Source organism: Paraburkholderia nodosa DSM 21604 (assembly GCF_000519185.1).
GTDB classification, from domain to species: Bacteria; Pseudomonadota; Gammaproteobacteria; order Burkholderiales; family Burkholderiaceae; genus Paraburkholderia; species Paraburkholderia nodosa.
The window spans coordinates 213,670-229,053 of record NZ_JAFA01000002.1 but is presented as its reverse complement, the minus strand read 5'-3'; the positions used below and the strand labels follow the sequence as shown (position 1 = coordinate 229,053).

General features: G+C 66.3%; 12 protein-coding genes. 7 read left to right on the top strand and 5 right to left on the bottom strand.

Annotation, left to right across the window (positions count from 1 at the left end; translation table 11 throughout):
- Positions 1 to 279: 279 nt before the first annotated feature.
- The 5 genes from A3CW_RS0103570 to A3CW_RS45105 form a co-directional block, all read right to left on the bottom strand.
- A complete protein-coding gene (locus tag A3CW_RS0103570; protein ID WP_028202338.1) occupies positions 280 to 1,131 on the bottom strand; it encodes an intradiol ring-cleavage dioxygenase in 852 nt (283 codons plus the stop codon).
- Between the two features lie 314 nt (positions 1,132 to 1,445).
- On the bottom strand, positions 1,446 to 1,904 hold the full coding sequence (locus tag A3CW_RS45115) for a PRC-barrel domain-containing protein (RefSeq protein WP_322787936.1): 459 nt from the start codon (positions 1,902 to 1,904) through the stop codon (positions 1,446 to 1,448).
- 220 nt (positions 1,905 to 2,124) lie between these two features.
- The gene (motB, locus tag A3CW_RS45110; RefSeq protein WP_051481204.1) at positions 2,125 to 3,063 is read right to left on the bottom strand and encodes a flagellar motor protein MotB; all 939 of its coding nucleotides are present in this window, start codon (positions 3,061 to 3,063) and stop codon (positions 2,125 to 2,127) included.
- Positions 3,064 to 3,073: 10 nt separating this feature from the next.
- The gene (gene motA, locus A3CW_RS0103550; RefSeq protein ID WP_028202337.1) at positions 3,074 to 3,943 is read right to left on the bottom strand and encodes a flagellar motor stator protein MotA; all 870 of its coding nucleotides are present in this window, start codon (positions 3,941 to 3,943) and stop codon (positions 3,074 to 3,076) included.
- A gap of 43 nt (positions 3,944 to 3,986) precedes the next feature.
- The gene (locus A3CW_RS45105) at positions 3,987 to 5,939 is read right to left on the bottom strand and encodes a putative bifunctional diguanylate cyclase/phosphodiesterase (protein ID WP_081771507.1); all 1,953 of its coding nucleotides are present in this window, start codon (positions 5,937 to 5,939) and stop codon (positions 3,987 to 3,989) included.
- Between the two features lie 138 nt (positions 5,940 to 6,077).
- On the opposite strand from A3CW_RS45105, the gene A3CW_RS52200 reads away from it, so the two are divergent.
- The 7 genes from A3CW_RS52200 to gsiC all read left to right on the top strand — a co-directional run bounded on the left by A3CW_RS52200 (position 6,078) and on the right by gsiC (position 15,380).
- On the top strand, positions 6,078 to 6,263 hold the full coding sequence (locus A3CW_RS52200; protein ID WP_154677846.1) for a hypothetical protein: 186 nt from the start codon (positions 6,078 to 6,080) through the stop codon (positions 6,261 to 6,263).
- A 367-nt stretch (positions 6,264 to 6,630) separates the two neighbouring features.
- On the top strand, positions 6,631 to 8,538 hold the full coding sequence (locus A3CW_RS45100) for a PAS domain S-box protein (RefSeq protein WP_051481202.1): 1,908 nt from the start codon (positions 6,631 to 6,633) through the stop codon (positions 8,536 to 8,538).
- A gap of 325 nt (positions 8,539 to 8,863) precedes the next feature.
- Positions 8,864 to 9,805 carry a MurR/RpiR family transcriptional regulator gene (locus tag A3CW_RS45095; RefSeq protein ID WP_051481201.1) on the top strand — a complete coding sequence of 314 codons (942 nt, stop codon included), beginning with the start codon at positions 8,864 to 8,866 and terminating at the stop codon, positions 9,803 to 9,805.
- Positions 9,802 to 10,809: an isoaspartyl peptidase/L-asparaginase family protein gene (locus A3CW_RS0103525; protein ID WP_028202335.1), complete on the top strand. Its 1,008-nt coding sequence runs from the start codon at positions 9,802 to 9,804 to the stop codon at positions 10,807 to 10,809. Before A3CW_RS45095 ends, A3CW_RS0103525 begins: the two co-directional genes overlap by 4 nt.
- A gap of 47 nt (positions 10,810 to 10,856) precedes the next feature.
- On the top strand, positions 10,857 to 12,758 hold the full coding sequence (locus tag A3CW_RS0103520) for a dipeptide ABC transporter ATP-binding protein (protein WP_051481200.1): 1,902 nt from the start codon (positions 10,857 to 10,859) through the stop codon (positions 12,756 to 12,758).
- An 87-nt stretch (positions 12,759 to 12,845) separates the two neighbouring features.
- Entirely contained in the window at positions 12,846 to 14,390 is a 1,545-nt protein-coding gene (gene gsiB, locus A3CW_RS0103515; protein ID WP_028202333.1) for a glutathione ABC transporter substrate-binding protein GsiB, read from the top strand.
- Between the two features lie 69 nt (positions 14,391 to 14,459).
- On the top strand, positions 14,460 to 15,380 hold the full coding sequence (gene gsiC, locus A3CW_RS0103510) for a glutathione ABC transporter permease GsiC (RefSeq protein WP_028202332.1): 921 nt from the start codon (positions 14,460 to 14,462) through the stop codon (positions 15,378 to 15,380).
- Positions 15,381 to 15,384 lie beyond the last annotated feature (4 nt).

The following is a 15,384-nucleotide window of genomic DNA, read 5'->3' as shown; positions in this document are numbered from 1 at the left end:
GGATTGCCGTTGCGTCGATGGCTAGAGGGTTGCGGGAGGGGTCAGCACCACACCACGCTGTCGTATGCCACCGTACGGCGATACACGTTCTTGCCGCGCCAGCTGGAAAACTCCATATACGCGCATTCCAGCACCAGAATCCAGTTCGTGACCCGCATCGCCGCCCCCAAAGGTGTTCCCGGTTGTTCGTTCGACTGCGAGACCAGTCTATGACCCGGGAGCGGCGGACAATGCGGCGAGCAAGGCGCGATATCGCGTCCAGTTCGCCGCATTGCCGGATCAGGCGGGCGGCGCGAGCGGCATGAGCACGAAATCGAACGTGGAGCGCCAGGGCGTGTCGCCGTCGGCCACCCGCTCGTACGGGGCGACGAGCGATGCCTTCACCCCGAACACGGCGTCCGACTGCAGGTACGGGTCGTCGCCCACGAAGGTATGCGTGACCACCTTCTGGAAGCCCGGCGCGGTGATGAGGAAATGCATGTGCGCGGGCCGGTACGGGTGGCGGCCGAGGGTGGCGAGCATCTTGCCCACCGGGCCGTCGTGCGGGATCGGGTACGAGACCGGCTTGATGCCGACGAAGCGATAGGCGCCGTCCGCGCCGGTCGTGAAGATGCCGCGGTTGTTCCACCTGGGCTGTACGCCGGGCTGCTGCACGTCGTAGTAGCCGTCGGCGTTGTCGGACCACACGTCGATGCGCGCGCCCTCCACCGGGCCGCCTTCGAGATCGAGCACGCGGCCCTCGAACAGGCAGCGCTCGCCTTTGCCGTCGGCGGTGATGCACGCGCCCATCTCGCGCTCGGGCGCGCCGGCCACATGGAACGGGCCGAACACGGTGTTTTCGGTGGCGACGCCTGGGCGGCGGTTGTTGATGGCGTCCACGAGCATGGAAAACCCCAGCGTGTCCGAGAGCAGGATGAACTCCTGGCGCTCGGCGCTGCAGAGCTGGCCCGCCGTGGTGAGGAAGTCGATGGCGGTCTCCCATTCCGGCTGGGTGAGCTGCACTTCTTTCGCGAATGCGTGCAGATGACGCACGAGCGCGCTCATCACCTGGCGCACACGCTCGTCGGCGTTTTCGCCGATACGCGCATTGACGGCCTCGGCGGAGGTGGCTTCGCTGAAGAACTGGGTCATGGTTCGGGGTTACCTGTAGGGTTGCTGCCTGATCGCGGTCACGTAGAGGCTGGGCCGTAACAACGCGTATTGTGCGCCTGTCGCCATCGGGACCCAAAATCGGGTCCGATTGGCAACCGCTGGCGTATTCGGCCGGGTCGCGTGATCGCGTTCGGGCAGCGCACGTGGGCGCTGGAGGCGGTCGACGCCCCCGAGCCGCCGCCAATGGCCGCGAACGCCGGGACCACGCCGCGCTGAACGCCGGCGTGCCCTCGACGCGAAGTCCGGCTCCGAACGCCCGCTTGCCGTCCGGAGCCGCGCGCCAGACGAGAAGCTCAGTGGCGCGGCGTCACCGGCTCGACCGCGGCCCAGTACGGCTCGGCGCCGTAATACGCGTGCAGCGTGCTGCCCCAGCTCGCGTCGGCCATGGAGGGCCAGCTGTCCCGGTCGAAGCCCGGCGCTTCCTTCACGCGCTCGGACGACACATTGAGCAGGAAGCATTTGCGGCTCGTGTCGAGCATGAGCGCGCTCCAGGGAATGGCGAGCAGCTTGTCGCCGATGCCGAGAAAGCCGCCGCTCGACAGCACCACGTAGGCTACGCGGCCGCTCTGCACGTCGAGCATGATTTCCTTGATCTTGCCGACTTCCTGGCCGTCCGAACTCAGCACGCGGTCGCTGTCGAGCGTGCTGGCGGCCATCACGTCGGGGCCCGGCCCCGCGGCGCTCACGCGGCCCTTGCCGACGATGCGCACGCCATTGCCGGTTGGCATGGGCGGAGGAATGAAGGTGGGCATGCTGGTCTCCATCTATGAGGGGAACAATGTTGAGTCCGGCCAGACTCCCGACGATTCCCGTGTCAGGCGGCAGGCGATGCCGCGGCGGTTCTGGCCGCCTGCCGCAGACACAGCAAGCGGCGTACCGCGCCGCGCCCGTCGATTCGATGCGCCGGGACGAGAGGCATCGGCGGCGTTCCTGCATGTTTGGAGACCCATTTTGGGCCGCGCGGCAGATGCCTTATGAAGCCGGCGTGGCCGCCCTTTGCGGGGTGTCGACGTCGTAGCGTTTCGCCTGCTCGAAGAACGCGCGCTCGGCGTCCTTGTTCATCACCAGAATGCTGATGCGCCGGTTCAGCGGGCTGTCCGCCGTGTCGTGGTCGAGCGGCAGGACGTCGGCGAGGCCGCGCACCTGGAGCAGCTTCTCTTCGCTCAGGTGGCCGGCCACCAGCGCGCGGCGCGCGGCGTTGGCGCGCTCGCTCGAAAGCTCCCAGTTCGAGTAGCCGACGAGGCCGCCGGAGTAGGGCACCGAGTCGGTGTGCCCCGCGATCGACACGCCGCTGTCCACGTCGTTCAATGCGCTGCCGATCTGCACGAGGATCTCGTACGCGTAGTCCTGGAGCTTCGCGCTACCGGTCGCGAACATGGGGCGCTTGAGCGAATCGACCAGCTCGATGCGCAGGCCTTCGTCGGTGATCGACATGCGGATCTGGTCGCGGTACGCGCGCAACTCCGGCTTGCGCTCGATGAGCGCCGAGAGTTTTTCCTTGAGCTGCGAAAGGCGCGACTTGTCGACCGCTTCCACCGGCACGGCGTGCGAGAGCGTGGGCTGCGCGTTCGAGCCGCCCACGGCGGGCGTCTTGCTCGAAAGGTCACGGCCGCCGCCTTGCACCACGCTCGGGTTGGGGTTCGCGGCGTCGGGCTTGCTGCCCAGCATGGCCGAAAGCGGCGTGTTGAAATACTTCTCGATGCCGTCGCGGTCGTACTGCGACGTCGAGCCGAGCAGCCACATCAAGAGGAAGAACGCCATCATCGCGGTCACGAAGTCCGCATAGGCGATCTTCCATGCGCCGCCGTGGTGGCCCTCGTGGCCGCCTTTCTTCACGCGGCGCACCACGAGCGTGGTCTTGCTGCCCTCGGTGTCGCGCGCGGCGCGCGAGCCTGGATTACGTTCGGCCATCTCGGGACTCCTAAGCGGCCTTCGGCGTCCTGGTGGCGCGCACCGCTTCGTCGAGTTCCTGGAAGCTCGGGCGGTCGGCGGTGAACAGCACCTTGCGGCCGAATTCCACGGCCACGGGCGGCGCATAGCCGGCGAGCGACGCGAGCAGCACGGCCTTCACGCACTGGAACGGCTTGCTGGCGGCGCGGCCCTTGGCGGTCAGCAGGTCGGCGATCGGACCGACGAAGCCGTAGGCGAGCAGAATGCCGAGGAACGTGCCCACGAGTGCGCCCGCGATCATCTCGCCGAGCACGGCCGGCGGCTTGCCGACCGAGCCCATGGTGTGCACCACGCCCATCACCGCGGCCACGATGCCGAACGCGGGCAGGCCGTCGGCCATCTTCTGGATGGCATTGGGCGCAATCGACACCTCGGAGTGGTGCGTGTCGAGCTCTTCGTCCATGAGGTCCTGCATTTCCATGGGGTTCACGTTGCCGCTCGACATCATGCGCAGATAGTCGACGATAAAGTCGAGCAGATGATGGTCGGAGAGCACGCGTGCGTACTTCTGGAAAGTCGGGCTGTTCTCGGGCGCTTCGATGTCCGCTTCGAGCGCCATCATGCCTTCCTTGCGCGCCTTTTGCAGCAGCTCGTAGAGGAGGGCGATCAGCTCCAGGTATTGCGCCTTCGTGTAGCCGCCGCCCTTGAAACAGGTGGGCAGCGCCTTGAGCGTCTTGCCGAGCGTGGCGGTCGGGTTGCTCACCACGAACGCGCCCAGCGCCGCGCCGAAAATACACAGGAGTTCGAATGGTTGAACGAGTGCGGGCAGGTGTCCCCCCACGCCCACGAAGCTCCCGATCACCGATCCGAGCACGACGATCCAGCCTATTGCTACAAACATGATGTCTACCTTTCCATTCTCAAAGTACTACGGGTCAATCTGTTCAGGCCGGCTCGACGACACGCTTGAGCCGTGCCTCGTTCGCCGCACGATCCACGTTCAGCAAGGCGTCGATTTCACGCGCCGCCATCGCTTTGCCGAAGAAATAGCCCTGCGCGTAGTCGCAGCCCTTCGCCGCCAGCGTGCGCGCGAGTTCCGCGGTCTCCACGCCCTCGGCCACCGTGCTCATGCCCAGGTTCGAGGAGAGCGCGATGATCGCGTCGACGATCTTGGCGCTCTCGTTGCACGAGGCCATCGAGAGCACGAAGGAGCGGTCGATCTTCAGCTTGTCCACCTTCAGCTCGCGCAGGTGCTGCAGGCTCGAATAGCCGGTGCCGAAGTCGTCGAGCGACATGCGCAGCCCCGCGTTGCGGAAGTCCGCGAGCACGGCGCGCGCGGCGTCGAAGTCGTACATCAGCGCCGATTCGGTGATCTCGATCTCCATGCGCTCGGGCGGCATGCCCTCGTCGGCGAGGATCGTGAGCAGCAGCGCGGCGAGTTGCGTGTCCTTGAACTGCGCCGGCGAGAGATTGAGCGCGAGGTGGTAGCGCGAAGGCCAGCCCAGCGCGTCGCGGCACGCGCGCCGCAAGATCGAAGCCGTGAACGCGGGCGAAATCCCCATCTGCTCGATGAGCGGCACGAACACCTCGGGCGAGATCCAGCCGCGCTGCTCGTGATGCCAGCGCGCGAGAATCTCGAAGCCGGTAGTCTGGCCGTCGGCGAGGCGCACGAGCGGCTGGTAGAACGGCCGGATCTCGCCGCCCGCGAGCGCGCGGCGCAGGTCCGATTCGAGCGAGGCCTGCAGTCGCAGCTCGTCGTCCATTTTCTGCTCGAAGAAGCGGTACGTGCCCTTGCCTTCGCACTTGGCGCGATACATGGCGATATCGGCGGCGCGCAGCAGCGCGTCCGGGTCGCCGCCGTCGCGTGGGCAGCACGCAATGCCGATGCTCGCGTCCACGTTGATGCGCAGCTTGCCGATGTCGATGGGCGCGCGCGTGGCGGCGAGCAGGCGCTGCGCCAGCTCGCTCGCGGCCTCGATATGGTCGTCGCGATGCACGCGGGCGAGCACGGCGAACTCGTCGCCGCCCAGGCGCGCGACCGTGTCGCCGTCACGCACCACGCGGCGCAGGCGCGCGGCGATCTCGCACAGTACCGTGTCGCCCGCGGCGTGACCGTGAAAGTCGTTGACGGGCTTGAAGCGGTCGAGATCGATCACGAACACGAGGTAGTCGGGCGAGCGGTGCTGCGTGCGCTCCAGCGCCGCGCTCATCTCCGCCGCGAGCAAACGCCGGTTGGGCAGGCCCGTGAGCGGATCGTGGCGCGCCAGTGTCTGGGCGTGGGCCTCGGCGGCGCGCGTGGCTTCGTGGGCGAGATGCAGCTCGCGGGATTTTTCGCACAACGTATCGAAGGCATGCGCCATCGCGCCGATCTCGTCGGTGCGGTTCATGTCGGGCAATGCGCGCATGTCTTCGCCGTGCGCGAGGCGCACGAGCGAATCGGTCAAGGTCTGCAACGGACGCAGTAGCGTGCGCTCGAGGTAGTGCAGCAGCACGAGGCCGAAGGCGAGCGTGGCGAGTGCGATCGCAAAGGCGGCTTCGAGCGTGTGATGCACGCGCAGGATGCCGCGCTGGACCTGACTGTGCAGCCGCTCGACAGCGAGTTCGCGCGGCGCGGAGGAGACGGCTTGCCTGGGTGGCGCTTCGCTTTCCTGCGCGGCGCTTTCGTCGTGCCAGCTCGTATCCACGCGTTCGAAAGCGTGGCCAAACGCGATCAGCTGGCTTGCGAGCAGCGTGGTTTGCGTGGCGAACAAGGCGAAGAACAGGCCGATGAAAAACTTCGTGCGTGCGCGGATCGAGGCGCGCAACGTGGCGCGCGCACGCCCTATCCAGGGAAGCGCCGCCGTGGGATTCAAGGCAGCGGCGGGATCGGGCATTGCCGCCACGGTTTCCTGTCTCATGTCTCGATGTCCGAGTGGCGTCAGATTCTGCGCGTGCGCACCTGCGCTGCGAGGCGGCGCACGGCGTAGTGGCACGACGTGCCGGTAGGCGGATGAGTGCTGAGCGCCGGTGCGCGACGCGCACGGGGTGCAGCGCTCATGCGCGTGCTGGCGCCGCAGCCGGCGGCAATACGCGCCGCGGTGGCGATGCGGGTGGTCAATTTCAGTCGCAGGGTTTGCGCGAGGGTTCTCATGGTGACACCGGAAGGGGTGGAGCTTTGCCCTTTTTACGGCGGTGAAAAAGCGTTGCTGAAGTCGCCAGACATGTTTTTTTTGAGGGCTTGATCGATTTTGCAACACGCTAACCAGCCGGTTAAAAACGACATGTATTTCGGATGGCGAATCAATTCTGACGCAGTGAAACTTCGGGAAGAAGATGCGTCACGCCCGTGGGGCCGGGCGACGCGAGCGGCGCAGGCATGACAGCCGCAGCGCTCGATGATTGCGCAACCACGCGTATACCGAACGTTCGTGCGCTTAAGTTGCGGTTTCCGCGTAGGGGAAATGCCTGGCGCGCAAGACTGGCACGACACGCGCGGTGCGGGCATTTCAGCACTTCAGTTTTTGCTTAATCCGGCCGTAAACCCCGGTAAGGCGCGCCGGTGCGGAAAGCGCCACGCAACCGTATCCGCCCAGCCGGGCCCCTCACACGATGATCACTGCTCCGCTTCCTCTGGATGAGGACGTCCGCCTTCGGGCGTTGCGGCAACTCGACATACTCGACACCGATCCCGAAGAAGCATTCGATCGCATCTCGCGGCTCGCCGCCTTTGCGTTCGAGATGCCGATCGTGCTGATTTCGCTCGTGGACGAAGACCGCCAGTGGTTCAAGGCGCACCACGGGCTGGCGGCTTGTGAAACGCCGCGCAGCGTGTCGTTCTGTGCACACGCCGTGCTGAGCAAGCGCATGCTCGTGGTGGAAGATGCGCTCGACGACGAGCGCTTTCTCGACAATCCGCTCGTCACGGGCGCGCCGAACATCCGCTTCTATGCGGGCTCGCCGCTGTGTCTCGCCGACGGCCAGGTGGTCGGCACGCTTTGCCTGATCGACGAAAAGCCGCGCACGTTCGACGCCGCACAGGCCGCCGTGCTCGCGGATTTCGCGCACCTCGTCGAACGCGAGCTGGAATTGCGCCGGCAGTTGAACCGCTCGCGAACGGCGCACGAGCGCGACCGCCGTTCGCTCGCCATCAGCGAGGCGCGCTTTCGGACCGTGTTCCAGCAAACGCCGATCGGCAAGGCCGTGGTCGATCTCGACGGCCGCTTTCTCGACGTGAACCAGAAGTTCTCGGAGATCATCGGCTACGAGGAGAGCGAGCTGCGCCGCCGCACTTTCGCCTCGGTCACACACCCGGCCGACATCGCCGCCGATCTCGCGCTAGTGGCCGAATTGCTCGCGGGCCGCCAGGCCACGTATGCAATCGAAAAACGCTATCTGCGGCCCGACGGCCAGGCCGTGTGGGTCAATCTCGCGGTGTCGCTCGTGCGCGATGGGTCCGGCACGCCCCTGCATTTCATCGCGGCGGTGCAGGACATTACGAGCCGCAAGAAGAGCGAAGAGGCGCTGCGCAACTATCACGTCGAACTCGAAGAGCGCGTGCGCGAACGCACAGGGGAGCTGCGGCGCAGCCGCGACGCGCTGCAGACCATCACCGACAACGTGCCGGCGCTGATCGCCGTGGTCGATCGCGATCTTTGCTACCAGTTCAACAATGAGACGTTCAAGCGCGTGTTCGGCGCGGAGCCGGCGGCGCTGCGCGGGCGCAGCCTGAGCGAAACGCTGCGCCCCGAAGTGTTCGAGCAGTTGCAGCCGCTCTTTGCGCGCGCGCTGGCCGGCGAACGCGTCACCTGCGACGAGGTGCGCTATCGGGCCGACGCCGACCGCGTATGGTCGGCGACCTACATTCCGGCCAAGCGCGAAGGCAAGGTGACGGGCTTCTACGTGATGGCGCACGACGTGACCGAGCAGCGCCGCACCGAGCAACGCCTGCGCGAGGGCGCGCTGATCGACCCGCTCACGGGACTCGCGAACCGGCGCGCGCTGCAGGAAACGCTGTGCGAACTGCGCGCGAGCGGCGAGCCTTTCGCGCTCTTCTTCATGGACATGGATGGCTTCAAGTCCATCAACGACCGCTACGGCCACGATCTGGGCGACGCTCTGCTCAGGGAGGTCGCGCGCAGGCTCGTCGCCACCGTGCGCACGGGCGATGTCGTGAGCCGCCTGGGCGGCGACGAATTCGTGGTGGCGAGCCGCGGCGTGAGCGACGCGCGCACCGGCGAGCGCATCGCGGCAGCCATTTGCCGTGAAGTGTCGAAGGCGTTCGTCGTCGCGGGCCGCGTGATCGAGACGAGCGCCAGCGTGGGCGTCGTGCTGACTGGCATGACAGGCGCGGCTGGTGTGGTGGATGCAACGAGCGCGGTGCTCTCGGCCGAGGCCGAGAACAAGGCACTGGCCGACGATCCGCTGTGTCTCGCCGATGCGGCCATGTATGAAGCCAAGCGCGCGGGACGCAATACGTGGCGATTGGCGCCGAGCGCTGAAGCGATGGCGGCGTCGTGAAGCCGCGCACGGCGTTTTCATGTGACTGATTCGATTGCCGCCAGCGCCTGGCTGGCGGCAAGTGCGGCGCCACTTCCCACGCGCAGCCGCGCGCCTTATCTCGCCTGCGGGCGACATCTCTTTCCGGCTTCTGCCGGGTCCTCCCTCCAAAATCCTGCAACGTGTACGAGGCGCACAGCTTCGCGTTGCGTTGCGCCCGGTCAGGCGAATTTGACCTTTCTTCGTTCGAATAGGGTAAACCCAGGGCGCGATGAAAATTAATTTTCACTAAGATCCGCTCATGTAATTTCATTTACGGACTTGCCGTCCCAACTCCCGCTCACGCATGCCAACCCGACCGTCAACTCCCGACACGCCCGAAGCCGAGATCGTCGCGCGCATCACCGCCGCGATGCCCGTTCTCACACCGGGCCACCGGCGCATGGCCGAGTACGTGCTCGCAAACCTGTTCCACGCCGCGACCATGCGCATCGACGAACTGGCGGACGCGGTGGGCGCTTCGGTGGCCACGGCCAACCGCTTTGCACGCTCACTCGGGTTCGACGGCTATCCGCAGTTTCGCGAGGCGCTCGTGCGCGGCTTCGAGGCCACGCTCGCGCCGGTCGAGCGGCTGCGCAGCGCGCAGGAATCGCCGACCAGCGGCGCCGGGCTGTTCGGCGCCTCGCTGGAGCAGGCCGAGTCGAACCTGCGTTTGTCGCGCCAGTCGATCGACAGCGAAGCGGCCGCCGCAGCCGTGGACGCGATTCTTTCGGCGCGCCGCGTCTACGTGATCGGCTCGGGCACGAGCGCGTTTCTCGCCGGGCTCATGGAGAACGCGCTGCTGCCGTATCTGGACAACGTGCAGGCGCTCGCCTCGGTCGGCGGCCCCACGCATTCGGCGCGCAGGCTGCTCGGCGCGAACAGGGACGATCTGGTGATCGGCATCGCGTTTCCGCGCTACGTGGACGACACGATCAAGCTCTCGCGCCATGCCGCGAAGCTGGGCGCACGCGTGCTCGCGCTCACCGACAGCATCGACTCGCCGCTCGCGCGCTTCGCCGATCTCACGCTGCTGATCCGCTCCGAGCGTCGCCTTGCGGCGAACTCGGAAGCCGCGGTACTGGCCGTCATCGAAGCGCTGTGCGACGCCGTGGCGTTGCGCGCGAAGGATTCCGTCGTCGCCGCGGCGGCCATCACCGAATCGGTGCTGCCGTGGCTCACCTCGGCCCCGGCGCAGGCGTCTGCCGCGCCTGGCGCCCCGTCTTCCCCCACGAAAAAGAAGTCATGAAATCGAACGCAGTCCTTGCCATTCACGGCGGCGCCGGCACGATCCTGCGCGCATCGATGGCGCCCGAAGTCGAAAACCGGTATCTCGACGCGCTGAACCGCATTCTCGCGGCTGGCCAGCGCATCCTGGCCGAAGGCGGCAGCGCGCTCGACGCAGTCGAAGAAGCGGTGCGCCTGCTCGAAGACTGTCCGCTATTCAACGCGGGCCACGGCGCGGTGTTCACGTCCGCGGGCACGCATGAACTCGACGCCTCGATCATGGACGGCCGCTCGCTCGAAGCGGGCGCCGTGTGCTGCGTGACGCGCGTGCGCAATCCGGTGCGGGCGGCGCGCCGCGTGCTCGAGAAGAGTGAGCACGTGCTCTTCACGGGCGAAGGCGCGGAAGCGTTTGCGGCAGCCCAGGGCCTCGAATTCGTCGATCCCGGCTATTTCCACACGGATTCGCGCTACCGCCAGTGGCAGCTCGCACGCGGCGAAGCGCGCGCGATGCTCGATCACGATGGCGCAACCCTTCAGGCAAATGCGGAAGCCCGGGCGGCTGCAAACGCATCGGCAGACAGCCTGCCGCATGAGCCGATCGACCCCAACCGCAAATACGGCACGGTGGGCGCAGTGGCGCTCGACGCGCACGGCCACCTCGCGGCGGCGACTTCGACGGGCGGCATCACGAACAAGCAGGTAGGCCGCGTGGGCGACGCGCCGCTGATCGGCGCCGGCTGCTATGCCGACGACGCCACCTGCGCGGTGTCCACCACGGGATCGGGCGAAATGTTCATGCGCATGGTCGCGGCCTATGACGTGGCGGCGCAAATGAAATATCGCGGTGTTTCGCTCTCCGAAGCCGCCACGAATGTCGTGATGGAGCAATTGCCGCGCATCGACGGCCGTGGCGGCCTGATCGCCGTGGACGCACAAGGCAATGTGGTCCTGCCGTTCAACACCGAAGGCATGTATCGCGGCTACGCGCGCGTGGGCGAAGCGCCCGTTGCGTTGATCTACGCTTAAGCGGCGCATCGTTTTGCGCACCAAACGAAGGAATCCTCATCGTGCAGATGTCCTCGCACTCTCCTGATACCGCGCCGGCCAGCGAAAAGGCTGCGCTGCCGCCGAACCGCGTGATCGACGTGCGCGATCTCAGCGTGTCGTTCCGGCGCGGCGCGGGCACATTCGAAGCCGTGCGCAATCTGTCGTTTCACGTCGATCGGGGCGAGACGCTCGCCATCGTCGGCGAATCGGGCTCGGGCAAGTCGGTCACGTCGCTTTCGCTGATGCGGCTCGTCGAGCACGGCGGCGGCAGCATTGCAAGCGGCAGCATCGACCTGCGCCGCCGCAACGGCAGCGTGCTCGATCTCACGCGTGCCAGTGGATCGACCATGCGTTCGGTGCGCGGCGCGGACATCGCGATGATCTTTCAGGAGCCGATGACCTCGCTGAACCCGGTGTTCACGGTGGGGAACCAGATCAGCGAGGCGATCGCGCTGCATCAGCAGATGAACGCCGCGCAGGCGCGCGCCGAAACGCTGCGCCTGCTCGACCTCGTGCGCATTCCCGAGGCGCGCCGCGTGATGGACCGCTTCCCGCATCAGCTTTCGGGCGGCATGCGCCAGCGCGTGATGATTGCGATGGCGCTCTCGTGCAAGCCCGCGCTCCTGATCGCCGACGAACCGACCACGGCGCTCGACGTGACGATCCAGGCGCAGATCCTGCAGCTCATTCGCGGCCTGCAGGACGAGATGGATATGGGCGTGGTCTTCATCACGCACGACATGGGCGTGGTGGCCGAAGTGGCGGACCGCATCCTCGTGATGTATCGCGGGGAAAAAGTGGAAGAGGGCGTATCCGACGCGCTGTTCGCCGCCCCTTCGCATCGCTACACGCAGGCGTTGCTCGCCGCCGTGCCGAAGCTTGGCGCGATGCAGGGCACCGACTTGCCGGAGAAGTTCCCGCTGCTTTCGGTGAGCGACGCGGCGCGCCCGGTTGCCCCGTCAACGCTCCCGGCGAACGCGCCGAAAACGCACGTGGCGCCGGTCCTGCGCGTGCGCGACCTCGTCACGCGCTTCCCCGTGCGCAGCGGTCTGTTCGGCAAGGTCACCGGCCGCGTGCATGCGGTCGAAAAAGTCAGCTTCGATCTTCACGCCGGCGAAACGCTCGCGCTGGTGGGCGAGTCCGGTTGCGGAAAATCGACCACGGGACGCTCGCTGCTGCGGCTCGTCGAGAGCCAGAGCGGCACGATCGAATTCGGCGGCCAGAATATCAGCACCCTCACCGGCCCCGCACTGCAGACGTTGCGCCGCGATATCCAGTTTATTTTCCAGGACCCGTTCGCCTCGCTCAACCCGCGCCTCACGGTGGGCTTCTCGATCATGGAGCCGCTGCTCGTGCACGGCATCGCGAAGGGGGCAAAGGCGCAGGCGCGCGTGGAATGGCTGCTCGATCGCGTGGGCCTGCCGAAGTCGGCGGCGGGCCGCTATCCACACGAATTCTCGGGCGGCCAGCGTCAGCGCATCGCCATTGCGCGCGCGCTGTCGATGAACCCGAAAGTCGTGATCGCCGACGAATCGGTGTCGGCGCTCGACGTTTCCGTGCAGGCGCAGATCGTCAACCTGATGCTCGACCTGCAGCAGGAACTTGGTGTGGCATATCTCTTCATCTCGCACGATATGGCCGTGGTGGAACGCGTGAGCCATCGCGTCGCGGTGATGTACCTGGGGCAGATCGTCGAGATCGGCCCGCGCCGCGCCGTGTTCGAGAATCCGCAGCACGCCTATACGAAGAAGCTCATGGGCGCGGTGCCGATCGCCGATCCGGCGCGCCGCCACGCGAAGCGCGTGCTCGCCGCCGACGAACTGCCGAGCCCGATTCGCGCAACCGGCGACGAGCCGCAGGTCCTGCCGCTCGTGGCGGTCGGCCCCGGTCATTTCGTTGCGAAGCATCGGGTGGGCGGCGCTTACTGAACCCGCCGTCATGCCACGCAGTCGTTCGCTGTTTAGCTGGATCGTTTCGCTGAGTCGTCAAGATTCATTGTTATGGAGACCTGATTGATGAAAGAAGTCAAAACATGGATGAAAGGCAGCGCGCTCGCACTCGCGCTGATCGCGGGCGCGAGCGCGGCACAGGCCGCCGGACAGCGCGCCGTGATGGCCGTCGATTCGACCTTCTCGACGCTCGACCCGTACGACGCCAACGACACGCTCTCGCAGGCGGTTTCGAAGTCGTTCTACCAGGGCCTGTTCGGTTTCGACAAGGACCTCAAGCTCACCAACGTGCTCGCCACGAGCTATGAAGTGAGCGGCGACGGCCTCGTCTATACCTTCAAGCTGCGCGAGGGCGTGAAGTTCCAGGACGGCACCGACTTCAACGCGGCGGCCGTGAAGGCGAACTTCGACCGCGTGACGGACCCGGCGAACCACCTGAAGCGCTACAACATGTTCCGCCGCATCGCGAAGACCGAAGTGGTCGATCCGTACACGGTGAAGGTCACGCTGAGCGCGCCGTTTTCGGCGTTCGTGAACGTGCTCGCGCACCCTTCGGCGGTGATGATCTCGCCGGCGGCCATGAAGAAGTGGGGCAAGGACATCGGCCTGCATCCGGTGGGCACTGGCCCGTTCGCTTTCGTGAAGTGGGACCCGGCTGGCGACCTCGTCGTCCACAAGTTCGACGGCTACTGGAAGAAGGGCTACCCGAAGATCGACGAGATCGACTGGAAGCCGGTGGCCGACAACAACACGCGCGCGGCGCTCATGCGCACCGGCGAAGCGGACTTCGCCTTCCGCATTCCGTTCGAGCAGGCGAGCGCGTTCCAGTCGAACCCGAAGGTGGACTTGATCGCCACGCCCTCGATCATCCAGCGCTACATCAGCCTGAACACCGCGAAGAAGCCGTTCGACAACCCGCTCGTGCGCCAGGCGCTGAACTACGCGATCAACAAGGACGCACTGGCCAAGGTGGCGTTCGGGGGCTATGCGCTGCCTTCGGACGGTGTGCTGCCCCAAGGCGTGGATTATTCGGTCAAGCTCGGCCCCTGGCCTTACGATCCGGCCAAGGCGCGAGAACTGCTCAAGCAGGCCGGTTACCCGAACGGCTTCGAAACGACACTGTGGTCGGCGTATAACAACTCGACCGCGCAAAAGGCCATTCAGTTCGTGCAGCAGCAACTCGCGCAGGTGGGCGTGAAGGCGAACGTCGAAGCGCTCGAAACGGGCACTGCGGTCGCGCGTGTGGAAAGCGCGCAGGACCCGGCAACGGCGGGCGTGCGCATGTATTACATCGGCTGGTCGTCGTCCACGGGCGAGGCGGACTGGGGCATCTCGCCGCTGCTCGCTTCGGCATCGTGGCCGCCCAAGCTCATGAATACGGCGTACTACAAGAACCCGGCGGTCGATGAGGACCTCGCGAAGGCGCTCGAAACGACGGACCGCGCGCAAAAGACGGCGCTCTACGCCGACGCGCAAAAGCGCATCTGGGCCGACGCCCCGTGGGTGTTCCTCGTCAAGGAGAAAGTCGTGTACGCCCGCAGCAAGCGCCTGGCGGGCGCGTATGTGGCGCCGGACGGCTCGTTCAACTTCGACGAGATCTCGATTCGCTAATGCGTTGCGCACCGCGCCGGAACGGTTGGTTCCGGTGCGGCGCGCACGCCCCGATGCAGTAACGCGCTCATGCTGAATTTCATTGTCAAACGCTCGCTGGGTCTGCTGCCGACGCTCCTGATCGTCGCGGTCCTGGTGTTCCTGTTCGTGCACCTGCTGCCGGGCGACCCGGCGCGCCTCGCGGCCGGTCCCGAAGCGGACGACGCCACGGTCGCGCTCGTACGCGCCGACCTCGGCCTCGACCAGTCGCTGCCGCAGCAGTTCCTCCACTTCTTCGTGCGCATCGCTCACGGCGATTTCGGTGTTTCCATGCGCAGCAAGCGCCCCGTTGTCACCGAAATCGGCGAGCGCTTCATGCCCACGCTGCTGCTCACGCTCACCAGCATGGTCTGGGCCGTGGTGTTCGGCATGGCGATCGGCATCGTCTCGGCCGTGTGGCGCAATCGCTGGCCCGATCGCATCGGCATGGCGCTCGCGGTGTCGGGCATTTCGTTTCCGGCTTTCGCGCTCGGCATGGCGCTCATGGAGCTGTTCTCGGTGCGCCTGGGCTGGCTGCCCGTGGTGAGCGACGGTTCCTGGCGCAGCTACGTGCTGCCGTCGATCACACTCGGTGCGGCGGTGGCGGCGGTGATGGCGCGCTTCACGCGGGCCTCCTTCGTCGAGGTGCTCAACGAGGACTTCGTGCGCACGGCGCGCGCGAAGGGCGTGGCCGAACAATGGGTGGTGATCAAGCATTGCCTGCGCAACGCGATGATTCCCGTCGTCACGATGATGGGCCTGCAGTTCGGCTTCCTGCTGGGCGGCTCGATCGTCGTGGAGGTGGTGTTCAACTGGCCGGGCCTCGGGCGGCTGCTCATCGATTCGGTTTCGATGCGCGATTACCCCGTGATTCAGGCCGAAGTGCTGTTGTTCTCGCTCGAGTTCATCGTCATCAATCTGATCGTGGACGTGCTGTACGCGGTCATCAATCCGACCATTCGATTCAGGTGAGCCC